The organism is Mesorhizobium sp. M8A.F.Ca.ET.165.01.1.1, from assembly GCF_004792065.1.
Lineage (GTDB): Bacteria > Pseudomonadota > Alphaproteobacteria > Rhizobiales > Rhizobiaceae > Mesorhizobium.
This window is the reverse complement of sequence record NZ_SRTH01000010.1, coordinates 71,938-89,094: the sequence shown is the minus strand read 5'-3', so window position 1 is coordinate 89,094 and position 17,157 is coordinate 71,938. Positions and strand designations below refer to the sequence as shown.

The 17,157-nt window shown below is 66.1% G+C and carries 11 protein-coding genes; all 11 read right to left on the bottom strand.

Going from position 1 to position 17,157, the window contains the following annotated elements; all coding sequences use genetic code 11:
• Positions 1-73 precede the first annotated feature (73 nt).
• Positions 74-3,580, bottom strand: coding sequence for a double-strand break repair helicase AddA (addA, locus tag EN808_RS23755; protein ID WP_135917032.1), 3,507 nt, complete (start codon positions 3,578-3,580; stop codon positions 74-76).
• Positions 3,577-6,711 (bottom strand): double-strand break repair protein AddB, encoded by a 3,135-nt coding sequence (gene addB / locus EN808_RS23750; protein ID WP_135917031.1) that lies wholly within the window; start codon positions 6,709-6,711, stop codon positions 3,577-3,579. Before addB ends, addA begins: the two co-directional genes overlap by 4 nt.
• Complete coding sequence (locus EN808_RS23745; protein ID WP_189524163.1) at positions 6,708-7,430, bottom strand: nucleotidyltransferase family protein; 723 nt, start codon at positions 7,428-7,430, stop codon at positions 6,708-6,710. Before EN808_RS23745 ends, addB begins: the two co-directional genes overlap by 4 nt.
• A 2-nt stretch (positions 7,431-7,432) precedes the next feature.
• Positions 7,433-8,944, bottom strand: a complete 1,512-nt coding sequence (tsaE, locus tag EN808_RS23740) for a tRNA (adenosine(37)-N6)-threonylcarbamoyltransferase complex ATPase subunit type 1 TsaE (protein ID WP_135917029.1) — start codon at positions 8,942-8,944, stop codon at positions 7,433-7,435.
• 8 nt (positions 8,945-8,952) lie between these two features.
• A complete protein-coding gene (locus EN808_RS23735) occupies positions 8,953-11,508 on the bottom strand; it encodes a PAS domain-containing sensor histidine kinase (RefSeq protein WP_135917028.1) in 2,556 nt (851 codons plus the stop codon).
• Positions 11,509-11,696: 188 nt separating this feature from the next.
• Complete coding sequence (gene ahcY / locus EN808_RS23730) at positions 11,697-13,097, bottom strand: adenosylhomocysteinase (protein ID WP_127279621.1); 1,401 nt, start codon at positions 13,095-13,097, stop codon at positions 11,697-11,699.
• A 173-nt stretch (positions 13,098-13,270) separates the two neighbouring features.
• The gene (locus EN808_RS23725) at positions 13,271-13,567 is read right to left on the bottom strand and encodes an HPr family phosphocarrier protein (RefSeq protein ID WP_127275650.1); all 297 of its coding nucleotides are present in this window, start codon (positions 13,565-13,567) and stop codon (positions 13,271-13,273) included.
• Positions 13,564-13,965: a PTS sugar transporter subunit IIA gene (locus tag EN808_RS23720; RefSeq protein WP_010912939.1), complete on the bottom strand. Its 402-nt coding sequence runs from the start codon at positions 13,963-13,965 to the stop codon at positions 13,564-13,566. Before EN808_RS23720 ends, EN808_RS23725 begins: the two co-directional genes overlap by 4 nt.
• A gap of 164 nt (positions 13,966-14,129) precedes the next feature.
• Positions 14,130-14,591 carry an HPr kinase/phosphorylase gene (locus tag EN808_RS23710; protein WP_135862503.1) on the bottom strand — a complete coding sequence of 154 codons (462 nt, stop codon included), beginning with the start codon at positions 14,589-14,591 and terminating at the stop codon, positions 14,130-14,132.
• 19 nt (positions 14,592-14,610) lie between these two features.
• On the bottom strand, positions 14,611-16,395 hold the full coding sequence (locus EN808_RS23705; protein ID WP_127275653.1) for a sensor histidine kinase: 1,785 nt from the start codon (positions 16,393-16,395) through the stop codon (positions 14,611-14,613).
• Between the two features lie 24 nt (positions 16,396-16,419).
• Positions 16,420-17,121 (bottom strand): response regulator transcription factor, encoded by a 702-nt coding sequence (locus tag EN808_RS23700; RefSeq protein ID WP_010912942.1) that lies wholly within the window; start codon positions 17,119-17,121, stop codon positions 16,420-16,422.
• Between the last annotated feature and the right edge of the window lie 36 nt (positions 17,122-17,157).

Genomic DNA, 17,157 nt, shown 5'->3' with positions numbered 1-17,157 from the left:
CGGAAATCCTTTCGAAATTTGTCGTCGCACCAAATGTGGTGGTTGCCGCGCCCTTCTTCAAGCAGTTCTTGTGTCACGCTCCCGTGAGTCGGGCAAGGGCGTCGTCCATGGCCCGGGCCGGGAGCTCGATCAGCCTCGGCGCTTCGGTGAACAGGAGGGCCGCCTTGATTTCCCGCCCGGGATAAAGCGGCTGCAGCAGGGCGCGATAGAGCGCGAGCTGAAGCAGATAGGCCGGCGGGACTTCGGCCGGGGAGGCGGGTGCGGGCCTGTTGGTCTTGTAGTCGACGATCGAAACCGTATCCGCTGTCACCGCCAGCCGGTCGATCTTGCCGGAGATGGAGCGGATTTTGCCCTTGACCTCCAGGCTGCCCATGATCGCGACCTCCGCACGCGACGACGGCGCGAACAGTTGACCGAGGCCGGGATCGGCAAGGATGGCCATGACCGATGCCAGGGCCCTTTCGCGCTCGGCTTGCGGCCACCCCGCACCCGTTCGCGAGAGGTAACGCTCCGCCGCGCTTTGGCGGCCGCTCTCGGCAATGCCGGGCAGCATCTGCAGCAGTTTGTGCAAAGCGAGCCCGCGCATCACCGCAAAACCCGGCTCGGCATCGGCGTCCAGCACCGGCGAGGCCTTGTCGACAACCGCTTCCTTGCCTTCCTCGATCAGCGCCGAGGCGCCCGATGGCGACAACGGTCGCGGCAGGTCCTCGAAAGGCGGCAAGGGCCGGAACAGGGTCGCCGGCAGCGGGCCGAAAGCATCGGCTTGCCGCGCCTGTTCACTGACGTCTGGCGCGACCGGCGGCAAGTTGGTGACATGGAAACGATGCACCGGCTCGCCGCCGGCGGGGTGCGGACGCTGTTCGCTTTCCGGCGCACCGATCAGCGCGCGGCTGACGATCGAATGCCAGGTTCCGGTGTTCGGCGCCCGCTTGCCGTGATAACCGCAGACGATCAGCCGGTCCTCCGCGCGCGTCATGCCGACATAGAGCAGCCGGCGGTATTCATCGTCGGCGAGTTCGCGGGCGCGAGCAGCCGCCGTTTTCGAAAAGCCGTTGGCGACGTCGCTGGCCGAACGCCAGAGATAGCCCTTGCCGTCCCAATGCCTGCCCGATCCCTCGAAAGGCATCAGGCGCGGCAAATGCTGGTCGCTGAAGGGAGCGGAACCGCCGTCGACCAGGAACACCACCGGCGCCTCCAGGCCCTTGGCGGCGTGCACGGTCATGACCCGGACCTCGTCGCGGGTCTGATCCATCTCGCGCTTGATCTCGGGGCCGGCGTTTTCCAGCGTCGACAGGAAGGCTTCCAGCCCGGGCAGGCCGGTCCGCTCGTCCGCAAGGCAGAAGCTCAGGAACTCATCGAGAATATCGCCGGCTTCCGGCCCGAGCCGGGCGACCATCTTGCGGCGCACGCCATCGCGCGCCAGCAGGCCGGCATAGAACTCGAACACCGGCTTGAAGGCGGCCTCATCAGCCCAGAGGTCAAGCTGAGCGACGACCTTTGCGAGGGCTTCGTCGTCGCCGGCTTGCTGGCGCAGCGATGCCGCCAGCGACACGCCGGCCGGCCTCTGCGCGGCGAGCGTGAACAGCCTCTCCTCCGGCAGGTCGAAGATCGGGCTGCGCAGGACGGCGGCGAGCGACAGGTCATCCTGCGGCTGGATCAGCAGATGGCCGAGCGCGATCAGATCCTTGACCGCGATATGGCCGGGCAAGCTCAGCCGGTCGGCGCCGGCGACCGGAATGTCGCGACGCTTGAGCGCGCGGGTCAGCGCGTGGACGAAGCTGTCGCGCTTGCGCACCAGCACCAGCACGTCGCCCGGCTGCAGCCGCTTGCCACGGCCCTCGATGATTTCGCCCATGCCGATCCACCCGGCAATGGTGGCCGCGACATGCTCGGCGACGCGCACCGCCGGCGCATGGGCATGGTCGATCGCTTGCGTCCAGTCGTCGGGCTCGTCGACGGCCTCGGCACCGATCGACGGCCACACCTCGACATAGCCCGGCGCATCGGTGCGGATCGCCTTGTGGTCCAGCGGATCGGGGTCGTGGCTGATGCCGCGCCGCACGGTCGGATCGGCAAAGACGCGGTCGACGGCGGCCAGCACATCGTCCGTGGAGCGGAACGACCAGGTCAGCTTGAGGTCGGCGAAGGATGCATCGGCCTCGCGCACCCGCCCGGCGAACAACAGCCGGCTGTCGGCGAAGGAGTCCGGGGCGGCACCCTGGAAGGAATAAATCGACTGTTTCTCGTCGCCGACGGCAAAGACCGTGCGGTGCACCCGATCGCGCGCACCGAAGCCGGCAAAGAATTCTTCCGCCAGCCTCTTCACCACTTCCCATTGATCCGGGCTGGTGTCCTGCGCCTCGTCGAGCAGGATGTGGTCGATACCCTGGTCGAGCTTGTACTGCACCCATGGGCCGGCATCGGGCCGCGCCAGAAGGTTCACCGTGCGGGTGATCAGGTCGTTGAAGTCGAGAAAGCCGCGGCTGCGCTTCAGCACTTCGTAGCGCGCGATCAGCCAGTCGGCGATGGTGAGCGCCGCACGTGTGCCTTCCAGCATCCGGAACAGCGCCAGGCGGTCGACGGTCTCCACGATGGCGCCGGCCGCCGAGAGATAGCGCTCGGCAAGGTCCGGCAGCCGGTCGGCCAGCGCCTTCTTGAAGGCCTTTGCCGGATCATAGGGATCGCCATCGGTCTTGAGGAAGGCTCTTGCCAGGAGTTGCAGCCGACGAACGGGATCGCCCTCGGCGAAAGCCTGGCGCGCATAGGGCAGGATGTTGTTCAGCACCGATCTGGCGTCGGTGGCTTCGGCTGCCTGGACAAAGCCGGCAAAATAGTCCGGCAGGAAGCCGGGCAGCGGCCATATCGACGCCGCTATGCCTTCGGCGGTCTGGCCGGGGCGGAAATGGAACTCATCGAACAAGGGCTGGAAGCCGTCGCGCCCGACGGCATCGAGGAAATCGCGCAACCCGTCGCGCTTGCGCACGATCTCGCCGAGCAGGGCGTCGAGACCAGCTTCGCCGCCGCGCTCCAGGACCGTGGCGAAGGCCTCGGCCAGGGCCCTGTCGCCGGCGGCCGAGATCATCTCGCGGCGCGCGGCGGCAAAAAGCGAGGCCTCCATCTGGCTGTCGAGCATTTCGAAATGGGCGGGGATGTTAGCTTCCAGCGGGAACTGATGCAGCACGGATTCGCAGAAAGCGTGGATCGTCTGGATCTTCAGCCCGCCAGGCGTTTCCAGGGCCTCGGCGAACAGGCGGCGGGCTCTGCGCATGGTATCGCGATCGGGCCGGCGCCCCTCCAGCGCCCCGACTTTGGAAGCCAGCTCCGCGTCGCCAAGCGTCGTCCACTCCGACAGCGTGGAAAAAACCCGGTTCGACATGTTGGCGGCCGCGGCGCGCGTATAGGTCAGGCACAATATCTTCGACGGGTCGGTGCCGTTGAGCAGCAGCCGGATGACGCGCTGGGCAAGCACATGGGTCTTGCCCGATCCCGCATTGGCCGACACCCAGGCGGAATTGCCGGGATCGGCGGCGCGGGCCTGGCTCGAAGCCGTGTCGGTCGGGATCGGATAGGCTTTCTTCATGCCTCTCCGCCCTCGTCCCCGGCGTCTCCGCCGGCGGACCATTCGAGTACGCGGGCGAGGTGGTCGTAGTCGCCGTCGGTTTCGCCTTCGCGAAACGGCAGCGCGCGCGACAGATAGCCGGTCGCCGGGTCGGCATAATGGATCAGCAGCTTTTCCAGCCGCGCCCAGGCCTCTTCGGCGAGATCGGCCGCGGTGCGTGGCTGGCGGTTGTGTTCGAGTATGGACTCTTCGAACACCTCGCCATTCGGCTTCAGCCTGATGAAGGCCAGTTGCGACGGTTCGCGCATCCCCAGATCCTTGAACGCGCCACGCCTCAGCAGCGCGCCTTCCAGCGCCAGTTGAGGCGCCAGCAGCGTATGCGCCTGCGCCTTCGAAGGCGAGGAACCCGTCTTGTAGTCCAGAATGTCGGCCATGCCGCCGGCCAGCAGGTCGACCCTGTCGGCGTAACCGGACAGCGTCACCCCGGACTGTCCGACGACGGTTTTCCCAGCCCTCTCCTCGGCATGCCGCTGGACCACCGCATCGGCGCGCGTGCGCTCCCATTCGATGATGTTGGCGGCGAGCTTTTCGAAACGCGGCCACCACACGGCCTCGACATCGGCCGGAAGCGCCGCCTCGGCAAAACAGGCGCGGCCGGCGGCGATGAGCCCGGCCAGCGCGTCCGGCGCGCGCGGGTCGGCCACCTCGGAGGAGAAGAGATGCAGGATGGCGTGAAACAGCGTGCCGCGCTCGGCCGCGCCCGGATCACGGATGAGCGGATCGAGCGGCATCAGGCCGAGGATCCTTCGGGCGTAGATGGCGTAGGGGTCGCGGCGCAGCGTCTCGATCTCGGTAACCGAGAAATGGCCCGGGCGAACCGGCAATGGCGGTTTCGGCTGCGGCCGCGGCGCGAAATCCCGCTTCGGCCCTGTGTCGAGCGCGCGTGCCCAGGCAAGCAATTCATCGCCGCGCCGGCGCAGCGCTGTCGCCTGGTCGTTGCCGATGAAGGTGAGCAGCCGCTGCAACCAGCGCGACGGCACGGCGGGCGCGTCGCCGGCGCGCGCCGAGCGCGCCAGCAGCACCTTCCTGGCACCCATGGCCATCTGGAAGTCATGCGCGGCGAGGCCGATGCGCCGCTCCGGCGGTTCGAGATCGATGCCGGTCTTCATCAGCCGCGACATGAAGCGGTCGCTCTCCGGCTTGCGCGGCCAGACCCCTTCGTTGAGCCCACCGATGACCAGTGTGTCGACATGCTGCAGCCGGGCTTCCAGCGCGCCCCAGATGGCGATGTTCCTGTCGGTGCCTTGCGCCGGCTTGACGGTCTCGGGCGCGATCAGCGCCTGCATCACGTCAGGCCATTCGATTGCCGCGAACGACAGCGGCGCCGAAGCCGCGACCAGCCCGCGCAAAAGGTCGGCGAGCTTTTCGCCGGCATCGCCGGCGTAGAGTTCGCCAAGGCCGCCATCGGCGGAACTGCCGAGATTCTCCAGGGCAACGACGCTGGTCTCGACCAGCGCGGCAAGGCCGGCTTCCGCCTGGCCGCGAAAGGCTGAAAGCGGCGCCAGCGCTTGCTTGAGACGTTCAAGCAAATTCCGCGCGCCTTCGATGGAGCGCACGGTCAGCCGGGCAAACCAGAAGGGCGGCCGGCTGTCATCGCCAAGGCCGGTGAGGCGGGCCTCGAAAAGGTCCGGCAGCGACGCAATGTCGGGGCGGCCGGTGCCGCCGCGCAGCGCCACCAGTTCGACCAATTCCGCCGCGTGGCGCACATCGCCGCGTTCCAGGCCGAGGCCGAGCAATGGATGCTTGAGCAGCGACAACAGGCCGACCGGATCTCCCGGCCGGAACACCGCCTCGAGCGCCAGCCTGAGCAGGCTGGCCGCCGGCGTGTTGGAAAGCGGCGTGCCGCCGGAATCGTCGGCAACGAGACCGAAGCGCTTGAGCTCGACACTGACGCGGCGCGCCAGCGCGCGGTCGCCGGTCACGAGAGCGGCCCTTTGGCCGGGTTCTTCTACGGCCTGCTTGAGCGCGACCGCGATCGCGACGGCCTCGTCGCGCTCGCTTGCCGCTTCGAGCAGCGTCACGTCGGCGAAGGCGGCGGCAATATCGGACGCTGAAAACCCGTTTCGCGTCTCCGCCCACAATTCGGTGGTCTCGGCCGGCCGCAACGCCTCGCCGACAAGGGCCGCGCGGAGCGCGAGCTTCGGCTCGGCCGCGCCGATCTCCTCGACATCGCCGCGCAGCACGCCAATCTTGCCGATCAGCTTCGCCAGGCCGTATTGCGGATGGCCAAGCACGGCTGGACGCGCGCCTGGCGCCACGAGCGCCTGGAAGGAGGCTTCGTCCAGTAACTGGTCGAGCCCGGGCAACACGATGGCGCCACCGGTGAGGCCGGCGATGGTCGCAAGCAGCTCCGCCGTGGCGGGGATGGAACCGGTGGACCCCGCGGCTATGACCGGCCCGGCGGGCGGATTGCGCCGCAGCCGCGCGGCCTCGGCGCGGATCAAGGCGCTGCGATGCGCTGCCGGGTTGGAGCGGTCGCTTTCTTCGAGGAATTTCGGCCAGGCATCGGTGACGATGCCGAGGAATTCGAGCGTCACCTGCCACCATCCGGCAAGGTTCCCGCTCACCAGGCCGGCAAGTTTGGCCCAGTCGGTGCCTTCCGTCTCGATCTCGTCCATCAGTCCGGTCAGATCGCGCGCCAGCCAGATCGCGTCGGCGGTGGAGGCAGGCACAACGATCTCCTCGGCGAAGAGCGCCGCGACATGGGCGGGCAACCGGCGTTTCCACGCCCGCACCAGCGGCGTCAGCAGCAACAGCCGTTCGGTGGCGGCGATCGGCGGCGCCAGATCGATTGCCGCCGATGGCTCGGCCTCGAACAAGGCTTCATCCTCGTCGAATTCGCCGAGCGGACGGATCACCGGCAGGATCGCCGAACCGCCGCCGCCACGCGCCTTCAGGCTGTCGACGAACACGCCGCGCAGGGCACGTGCGGCACGGCGCGTCGGCACATAGATGGTGACGTCGGCCAGAGCGAGCGGATCGCCGTCGAAACGAAACCCGGGGACAAGCCGGCCGGCAAGCAGCGCCTCGGCCAGCGTCGGCAGAAACGGCGCTCCGGAGGGAATGGAGAAAACGCGGCTTGAGCCGCTCATTGCGATCCGATGAGTGCGCCGGCCACCGCGTCTTCGGCGAGCGGAATGGCGTCGGGCGTGCCGACGGTTATCCAGTGGCCATGCATCGGCATGCCGAACAGGCGGCCGCCGGCAATCGCCCTGTCGAAATAGGCGTTGAGCGAATGCGGTTCGGCGGGTGCGTCCTTGAACAGGCGCGGATGGATGATCGCGGCCCCGGCATAGATCAGGCCGGCAGGATCGCCTTTCGAACGCCGCAGCGCGCCGTCCGGCGCCACCAGGAAATCGGTGCTGCCACAATGGCCTGTCGCCTGATGGAGATCCGCCAGCATCAGCAGAATATCCATTTTCCCCGCGTCCCATGCAAGGGCGAGCCGCCTGAGATTGAGCGGGCCGTGGTCGATCCAGAATGTATCGGCGTTGAGGATGTAGAACGGCTGTTGGCCGAGTTCCGGCAGCGCCTTGACGATGCCGCCGGCGGAATCGAGCAGCCGGTCGCTTTCATCGGAAATGACGATGCGCGGCGCGCGGCGCGCGGCGACATGGGCGACGATCTGTTCCGGAAGGTAATGGACATTGACCACCGCCGTGCCGACGCCGGCCGCGGCCAGGCTGTCGAGGCCCCAGTCGAGCAGCGTCTTGCCGGCGATCCGAACCAGCGGTTTGGGGATGGTGTCGGTGATCGGCCGCATGCGCTTGCCAAGCCCCGCGGCAAGTACGATGGCGGTGTCCGGTCTCATTGTCACAGCGCTCGTTCCTCCAGCAACCCGTGCGCGCCGTAGAAATCCCGCAGCTCGGCGAGCGCGGGATGCGACAGCGCCCGCCTGAGATAGTCGCGGATGCGCGGCAGGTGCTTGAGATAATAGGGTTTGCCGTCGCGTTTTTCGAGGCGCACGAAAATGCCCAGGATCTTGGAATTGCGTTGTGCGGCCATGATTGCGTAGGCTTCGAGGAAGCCTGCTTCATCGAAGCCGCCGGCTTTGTGACGCGCCGCGACATAGGCAGCAAGCGTCCGCTTCTCGATCTCGGGCGGGATGGTGACGCGGGCGTCCATGGCAAGCGAGGCGACATCATAGGCGGCGGGACCGATCAGCGCGTCCTGCACGTCGACGATGCCGAGCCGGTCGAGGCCGGACCGCTCGCCGCGCCAGATGATGTTGGGTGAATGGAAGTCGCGCAGCATCAACGTGTATTCGCTGCCTTGCAGCCGGTCGACAAGCGCGTTCCATGTCCTGTGGTAGCCGGAACGCAGCGCGTCGCTCGCCGGGCCGCCCGATATCGCCGGCACGTACCAGTCGATCAGCAGGTCCGCCTCGATCAGCATGGCATCGCGATCGAAGGGCGGCACGTCATGAACGACGCCGGGAGCGGCCTCCATGCGATGTGGCCACGCCTTGCCATGCATCATGGCAAGCAGTTCGGCCGCTGCCTCGTAGCGTTCGGCGACTGGCTCGCCATTGCCGGCGAGAAAGCCTTCCGAGCCCAGATGCTCGAGCAGCAGGAAGCCCTGGTCGAGATCCTGCGCGTCGATCCTGGGCACCGCGACGCCGGCGGCCTGCAGCGCACGGTCGATGGCGACGAAAGCCGACACCGACTGCGCGGTGTGGGCGATCACGGCATAGGGCTTGCCGTCGCGCACGGGAGGGCCGAGCACCAGCCGCGGCGAATTCATCAGCACGCGCGGCGCCTCGCCGGCAAGCGAGACGATCTCGTAGGAGCGGGCCGAGGCATCGCCGATGAAATGCCGGCGCCGCGCTTGCCCCCATCCGGCGTTGTCGAGGAAGCCGCGCATGGCCAGCGAGCGCGCCACACGGTCGAAGCTCGCGCCTTGCCCCGACAGGCGCGCCAGCCGGCCCTCGCCGTGCTGGACGAGTTCGATCAGCACCGTCGTCTTGGGCAGATAGCCCTCAGCCCGTTCGGGCCACTCGATGAGGGCGGCACCTTGCGCGAATGCTTCCTCGAAGCCGAGCTCGTCGAGCTCGGCCGCCGAGGACAGGCGGTAGAGATCGAAATGATGGACCGGGATGCGTGTGTCGTAGCTCTGAACCAGCGTGAAGGTCGGGCTCGGCACTTCGAGATCGGCATCGTCGGCCAGTGTTCGGATGAGCGCTCTTGCCAGCGTCGACTTGCCGGCGCCGAGATCGCCCTTTAGCGCCAGCACGTCGCCGACGCGCAGCGCCAGCGCCAGATCCTCGCCCAGTCGCGCCGTCTGGGTCTCGTCGGCGAGCAAACGCTCCAGCACCGGTTCCGTCATCGAGCGCGCTACTCGGCCGCTGCGCGGATACCCGGCATGTCGGGAAAGGTGCAGATGACGGTCGTGCCCTTGTCCTTGCCGGTTTCGATGCGAACGGCGCCGCCATGCAGTTCGACAAAGCTCTTGACGATCGACAGGCCGAGGCCGGCGCCGCGGCGGCGGCCGCCATTGGTGCGCGGCTCGAAGCGGCGGAACACCGAATCGAGCACATCAGGCGGCATGCCGGGCCCATCGTCGTGAACCGAGAACTCGACTCCGTCCGCCAGCTGGCGGCAGGCCAGCCGGATGGTGCTGGCCTCCGGCGCGTAATTGGCGGCGTTGCTCAGCAGATTGTAGAGGATCTGGCGGATGCGGGTTTCGTCGCCATGGAACGTCTTCGGCGCGGCGGCGGCGTCGACCGCAAGCCGGATCGAATGCTCCTCCAGCCGGTCGGCGACCAGCTCGGCGGCGGCCGCGATGGTGCGGTCGACATGCACTTCGGAAATGTCGAGCTGCATGATGCCGGCATCGACGGTCGCAAGGTCCAGTATGTCGTTGACGATGGTCAGCAGCACCGAGGAGGACGAGCCGACATGCTCGACATATTCGCGCTGCTTCTGCGTCAACGGGCCGGTTGCTGGCAGCGACAGCAGCTCGGTGAAGCCGATGATGTTGGTCAGCGGCGAACGCAGTTCATAGGACACATGCTGGACGAATTCGTTCTTGAGCTGGTCCGATTTCTCGAGCGCCTCGTTCCTGTCCTTGAGCGCGCGTTCGACGTGGACGCTGTCGGTAACGTCGACGAAGGTCATCATCACTTGCCCGTTGGGCAGCGGAATCACGGCGTACCGCAGCACGGTGCCGTTGTTGAGCTCGGTCTGGCCGTGGCGGTCGCGGCGCTCGTCGTCGAAGCCGGTGATGGCGGCGACGAAGCCGGGCCAGGGGCTCTCGACCGCTTGTCGGTCGGAGAGCTCGCGTATGGCCGATACGTGCACATTGGGCTTGGCGGCTTCCGCGTCCAACCCCCACAGCGTGGCGAAGGCCGGGTTCGACAGGCGCAGCCGGCCGTCGGGGCCGAACACCGCGACGCCTTCCGCCAGATTGTCGAGCGTTTCGCCCTGGACCCGAACCGCGGTGCGGTAGCGGCTTTCGAGATCCATCTTCTCGGTCAGGTTCTCGAACACCCAGGTGACGCCGCCCTTGGGTTGCGGATTGGCGACGACACGGATCGTCTTGCCGTCCGGCAGATGCCACCAGTGCTCCTGCGATTCGACGGCGCGGTAGGCGCCGAGCAGGCCTTCCTTCCAGCGGCGCCATTCCGGCTGTTCGGCGATCTTGCCCTCGCTGCGCAGGCGGTCGAGCAAAAGGGCGTTGTCGGGCGCGCTGTGCAGGAAGCCGCTGTCGAGCCCCCACAGTTTCTGGAAAGCCTGGTTGAAGAAGCGCAGCTTCTCGTCGGTGTCGAAGATGGCGACCGCGGTGTTGAGCTGGTCGAGCGTATCGGCGTGGCTGCGCACAGTCCGCTCGTATTCGCCGCGGATGGCCTCGATGGCGCTGGTGTCGCAGGCAAGGCCGGCCGAACCGTCGGCGCCGGCAAAATCGGTCACGGCGAACACGCGGCGGTCGCCTTCGATCACCGTCGAAAGCGACTGCTCGAACACCGGATGCGATTTGTGCTGCGTGGCGATGGCGTCGCGCGCCTGGCCGCCGAGGAACTCCTTGGCGTCGCGCACGGCGGCTTCCGCGCTCTCGGCTTCGACGGCGTCGGCATAGGCCCGGTTGACCCATTTTAGGCGGCCATGCTCGTCACGCAGCCATGCCGGCATCTTCAGCGCTTCGAGCAGGCCGATCATCGTGTCATGGTCAGCGGCCAGCCGCTGGTTGTCGATCTTGAGCCGGGCCTGGCTGCGCTGCGTCTCGGACAGCGAGACAAACCGCACCAGCACATGGGCCGCGCTCTTGCGGCCATGCACCTCCAATGGAGCGCCGGCCTGGGATTCGATCACCAGGTCGAACGGCCTGCCTTTTTCGCGCAAACCCGCCACGGCATGTTCGAGTGCCGCCGCCGAACGCGGCATCAGCCAGCGGCCAAAGGCGAGGAACGCGGCCCGTTCCTCCGGCGCGCCGCTTTCGGTCGGCAATGTGCCGATGAGTTCGGGCTTCTTGTTTTCCGAGGCCCAGACGACGACACGCTGGTCGCGCAAATTGAGCAGCGCTTCCGAACGCCGCAATGCCGCGCTGACATCGGCGACGCGGCTTCTCAGCTCGACATTCTCCGCCGAGGTACGCGCCCGTTCGCGGATGAGAACGATGGCCGACAGGAATGCCGTACCCGTTACGCCGACGAACACCGCCAGTTGTACGACCTCGACGGTGCTGATCGAAAGACCGGCCACCGCGGCGCCGGCCGCCTGGGCATGCGCGACCGCCCCCGCCAAGGGGCAGGCAAGAGCTGAGCCGGCGAGGAGCAATCCCGCACGGGCGCGCCAGGAAAGGCGCTCGCCGCGTGCGGCGGAGCCCATGATCCCCGAATCGTCGTGGCCGCCGGAAACGGCCTGTCCCGCGTGAAGCGGGTTTTCCCCCGGCATGTCTTGGTCCTCTTCGCCGCCTGAATGCAAGACCGCCCTGACGCGTGCGCCGGTCCTCGCCCCTGGACCCGCGAATCACAACAATAGCGCCTGCTGGAATCGGCGTGAAGAATCATTCGGCGCAAAAATAAAGCCGGGCGAAAAGTCAATCGCCCGGCATCAATATCTTGTAGCAAATTCGGCTTTGGTTAATAGCGGTAGTGTTCCGGCTTGAACGGACCCTGCGGCGTGACGCCGATATAGGCGGCCTGCTCGCCCGACAGCTCGGTCAAGCGGGCGCCGAGCTTGTCGAGATGCAGGCGCGCGACCTTCTCATCGAGATGCTTGGGCAGCACATAGACTTGGTTCTGGTACTGCTCACCCTTGGTGTAGAGCTCGATCTGGGCCAGCACCTGGTTGGTGAAGGACGCCGACATGACGAAGCTCGGATGGCCGGTGGCGTTGCCGAGATTGAGCAGGCGGCCCTCCGACAGGAGGATCATCCGCTTGCCGTCCGGGAAGGTGATCATGTCGACCTGCGGCTTGACATTGGTCCATTTCAGATTGCGCAGCGACGCGACCTGGATCTCGTTGTCGAAATGGCCGATGTTGCCGACGATCACCATGTCCTTCATCGAGCGCATATGGTCGAGAGTGACGACATCCTTGTTGCCGGTGGTGGTGATGACGATGTCGGCGGTCGGTGCCGCATCTTCCAGCGTGACCACTTCAAAACCGTCCATCGCCGCCTGCAGCGCGCAGATCGGGTCGACTTCAGTGACCTTGACGCGGGCGCCCGCGCCCTTGAGCGAGGCCGACGAGCCTTTACCGACATCGCCATAGCCGCAGACGACCGCGACCTTGCCGGCCATCATCGTGTCGGTGCCGCGGCGGATGCCGTCGACCAGCGATTCCTTGCAGCCATATTTGTTGTCGAACTTCGACTTGGTCACCGAGTCGTTGACGTTGATGGCGGGGAAGGGCAGCAGGCCCTTCTTCTGCAGCTGGTAGAGCCGGTTGACGCCGGTCGTCGTCTCTTCGGTGACGCCGCGGATCGCTTCCTTCTGCTTGGTGAAGAAGCCCGGCGAAGCCTTCAGGCGCTTCTTGACCTGGGCGTAGAAGTATTCCTCTTCCTCGCTCTGCGGATTGGACAGCACGTCCTCGCCGGCCTCGGCGCGGGCGCCGATCAGGATGTACATGGTGGCGTCGCCGCCGTCATCGAGGATCATGTTGGAGAGGCCGCCATCGGCCCACTGGAAGATCCTGTCGGTGTAGTCCCAGTACTGTTCGAGGCTTTCGCCCTTGACGGCGAAGACCGGAATGCCGGCCTCGGCAATCGCCGCGGCGGCGTGATCCTGGGTCGAGAAGATGTTGCACGAAGCCCAGCGGATATCGGCGCCGAGCACCTTCAGCGTCTCGATCAGCACCGCCGTCTGGATGGTCATGTGCAGCGAGCCGGTGATGCGCGCGCCCTTGAGCGGCTTCTTGGCGCCGAATTCCTCGCGGCAGGCCATCAGGCCCGGCATTTCGGTCTCGGCGATATCGAGTTCCTTGCGGCCCCAGCCGGCAAGCGAGATGTCGGCGACCACATAGTCCTTGCTACCCGTCATGGCAGTACTCCGATGCGAATTGTTATGCGTGCGAATTGTTTGCGGATGCGCCCGTGCCGGAAGACATTTCCAAGGGCGCGAATTGCCGGCCTGACTAGCAGATCAGGCTTCACACGACAATGGGATATAAAGAAATCTTTATTCGTGCATGTCCCGGAGGGCTGATTTCGGGGTCAGCACTCCTCGCCGAAACGGGAGGCGACGAGCTGCTCCAGCGCATCCATGACCTCGAGCGCCTCCGGGCCGCTGGCGGTGACGCGGATCGAGTATCCCGGGCTGGCGGCCAGCATCATCAGGCCCATGATCGACGTGCCGCCGACCTGGACGCCGTCCTTCTCGACATGGACAGAGGCGTTGAAGCCGCTGGCGAGCTGGACGAATTTCGCCGAGGCGCGCGCATGCAGGCCGCGCTGGTTGACGATCGGAAACTCCCGGACGATCTGGTCTTTTTCCGGGAATATCGCGTTCATTTGCTGCTCAGAAGCTGGCTGGCGACATTGATGTATTTGCGGCCCGCGGCCTGCGCTTCATCGAGCGCCGCCGCCATGTTGTCGCCCTTGCGGATCGACGACAGCTTGATCAGCATCGGCAGGTTCATGCCGGCGATCACTTCGGTGCGGCCGGACTCCATCACCGAGATGGCCAGGTTGGATGGCGTGCCGCCGAACATGTCGGTCAGCACGATCACACCTGCCCCTGTATCGACACGGGCGACCGCGTCGACGATGTCGCGGCGACGCTGCTCCATATCGTCGTCGGCACCGATCGCCACGGTTTCGAAATTGTCTTGTGGCCCGACGACATGTTCGACGGCATGTCGGAACTCGGTGGCCAGTTGACCGTGCGTTACAAGCACGAGTCCGATCATTCTTTGGTGGCTCCCGTCATCGCCGCTTCACAGGCGCATTTTATGCTCGCCAGCCAATCCAGGCGGCGGGAGCGCTATCTTGTCGACGCGCGGCCCGTTGACAAGCCCAAAATTGCGCCGGCCCATGCCATTTTGACGCATTGCAGCAAAAAACCCAGGGCGGATCATAGAAAAGGCGCGATCGACAGCCGCGCCATGATGGCCGGCAAGGCCGTGGCGGCGTTGCGCTCCGCAAGGTCGATACGCGGCACCGGGCAGCCTGCGACCGGCTCACTGAGTTCCTCCTGGAAACGGGCCATTTCCGCCTTCGGCACAAGCCGCACATGCAGGTCGATCACGCCGCCCGGCTCGAATGGTAGCGGGCGCGGCATGAACCCAGGCACCTCGGCGAGACCGGCGATGGTCGGCGGCACGCGGCAGACCAGCCGCCCGGCGTGTGCCGAGGCAAGCAGCCTGTCGTCGCCGATCAGCCGCGAGAACAGCGCGCGCGCCCGGCAATGGTCCAGGAGCGTCAGCGCCAGTGTCGTCTTGCCGGCCCCGGACGGGCCGGTGATGAGGACGCCGCGATCGCCGATCAGGATCGCGGTTCCGTGGATGTTTTCAGGCTGCGCGGCGGCTTCGGGCATGGTTATATCAGGGCCAAGGTCATCCCTCGGCCGGCAGCGTCACGACGAAGCGTGCGCCCTTGATCTCGCCGGGCTTGGTGCCGGGAATGTTTTCAGCGGTCAGCGTGCCGCCATGGGCCTCGACGATCTGCCTGGAGATCGACAGGCCAAGCCCCGAATTCTGGCCGAACGCCTCGCCGGCCGGCCGGTCGGTGTAGAAGCGTTCGAAGATGCGGTCGATCGTGTCGGCGCGGATGCCGGGCCCATTGTCGTCGACGGTCAGGATGTTGAACTTGCCGGCGCGCGCCAGAGACAGGCTGATGTGGCCATGATCCTCGGGCACGAAGGAGCGGGCGTTCTCGATCAGGTTGGTGATGACCTGGCCGATGCGCAAGTCATGGCCGACGACGACATAGCCCTTGGCGCCCTGTGGCAGCTTGGCAACCTTGAGCTCGATCTCGACCGCCTTCTTGTTGCGCGTCGTTTCACGCGAAACAGCGACGAGGTCGGTGACGAATTTCTTCAGGTCGACGGTTCCCGCGTCCTCGCGCGCCAGTTCGGCGTCGAGGCGGGAGGCATCGGAAATGTCGGTGATGAGGCGGTCCAGCCGTTTGACGTCATGCTGGATGATCTCCATCAGACGTGCGCGCGAGGTATCATTTTTCGCCAGGGGCAATGTTTCGACGGCGCTGCGCAACGACGTCAGCGGGTTCTTCAGCTCATGCGAAACATCGGCGGCGAAACTCTCGATCGCCTCGATGCGCGCATAGAGCGCGTTGGTCATGTCGCGCACGGCTATCGACAGATTGCCGATCTCGTCCTGGCGGTCGGAAAAGTCGGGGATTTCCTCGCGGCTCTTGACGCCGCGGCGCACCCGCACGGCCGCCGCCGACAGCCGGCGCAGCGGGTTTGCGATGGTGGAAGCCAAAAGCATCGACAGGATTGCGGTGACGAGCGCCGCGATGCCGAAGACGCGCAGGATCGCCTTGCGTTCGGCGGCGACGATCTTGTCGATATCGCCGCCTTCGGTCGACAGCATCAGCACACCGAGAACGGCGCGAAAACGCTGGATCGGCACCGCCACCGAGACGATCTGCTCGCCCTGTTCCGAGACACGCACGATGGTCGACGGGCTGCCGGTCAGCGCCTTGACCACTTCCGGAAAGGCGGCGCCGTTGCCGCCCGGCTGTTCGTGATAGACCGGCAGGTCGGTGTTGCGGAAGAAGTCGAAGATGAATTTCTGGACGCGCTCGACAAGGTCGGGTTCTTCCTCTTCGACCGGCGGCAGGTCGTAGCGCAGGATCTGGCCGCGCGAATAGAGATGGCGTGAATCGAGCAGCAGGTTGGCGTCGCGGTCATAGATGCGGGCGCGCGTGCGGGTCGGCGAGATCAGCCGCCGCAGCACCGGCGCCACGCGCTCCGGGTTGATCGGAAAATCCAGATTGTCGAGCTGGTCCGAGCCGGGTCCCAGGCTTTCGCCGGCCTGCAGCTCGAGCAGCTTTTCCGGGTCGATGCTGATCGAATCCGTCTCGACCGTCGCCGACGCCGCGATGGCGCCGGCGATGATCTCGCCCTGCGTCATCAGGCTTTCGACGCGCGCGTCGATCAGACCGTCGCGGAAGGTGTTGAGGTAGAGGATGCCGGTGACGAGCACCGCCAGCCCGGCGAGATTGAGGAAGAGGATACGCCGCGTCAGGCTGGAAAAGATATGGTGGCCGAGGAATCGGCGCATAGGCACCGTGAATTTCGACACGAAGGACGGCATGATGCGCGACGGCCGCCTGGCAGCGGCCGCCGGTCTGCTTCGTTGTGCTTCCACTGCCATCGAATAGCAGCTCCTGCCTAGGCTTTACGCTTCGCGGAACCGGTATCCGACTCCGTAAAGGGTTTCGATCATTTCAAAGTCGTCGTCGACGGCCTTGAACTTCTTGCGCAGCCGCTTGATGTGGCTGTCGATCGTGCGGTCGTCGACATAGACCTGCTCATCATAGGCCGAATCCATCAGCGCATCACGGCTTTTTACCACACCGGGGCGTTGCGCCAGCGAATGCAGGATCAGGAACTCGGTGACGGTGAGCGTTACCGGCTCGCCCTTCCAGGTGCAGGTATGGCGCTCCTGATCCATGACGAGTTGGCCGCGTTCGAGCGAGCGAGCCTGCTGGCTGGGCGCTTTTGCCGCGGCCTCGCGGGCACTGGCCCGGCGTAATACGGCGCGCACCCGCTCGACCAGCAGGCGCTGCGAGAACGGTTTGCGGATGAAGTCGTCGGCGCCCATCTTGAGACCGAACAATTCATCGATCTCATCGTCCTTGGAGGTCAGGAAGATCACCGGCAGGTCGGATTTCTGGCGCATCCGGCGCAGAAGCTCCATGCCGTCCATGCGCGGCATCTTGATGTCGAGGATGGCGAGATTCGGCGGCCGCGCCGCCAGGCCTTCCAGCGCGGACGCACCATCCGTGTAGGTCTCGACACGATATCCCTCGGATTCGAGGGCGATCGACACCGACGTCAGAATGTTGCGGTCGTCGTCGACAAGCGCGATTGTTGCCATTTCAAGCGGCTCCCTCATGAGCTGTCCCTTCTTTCG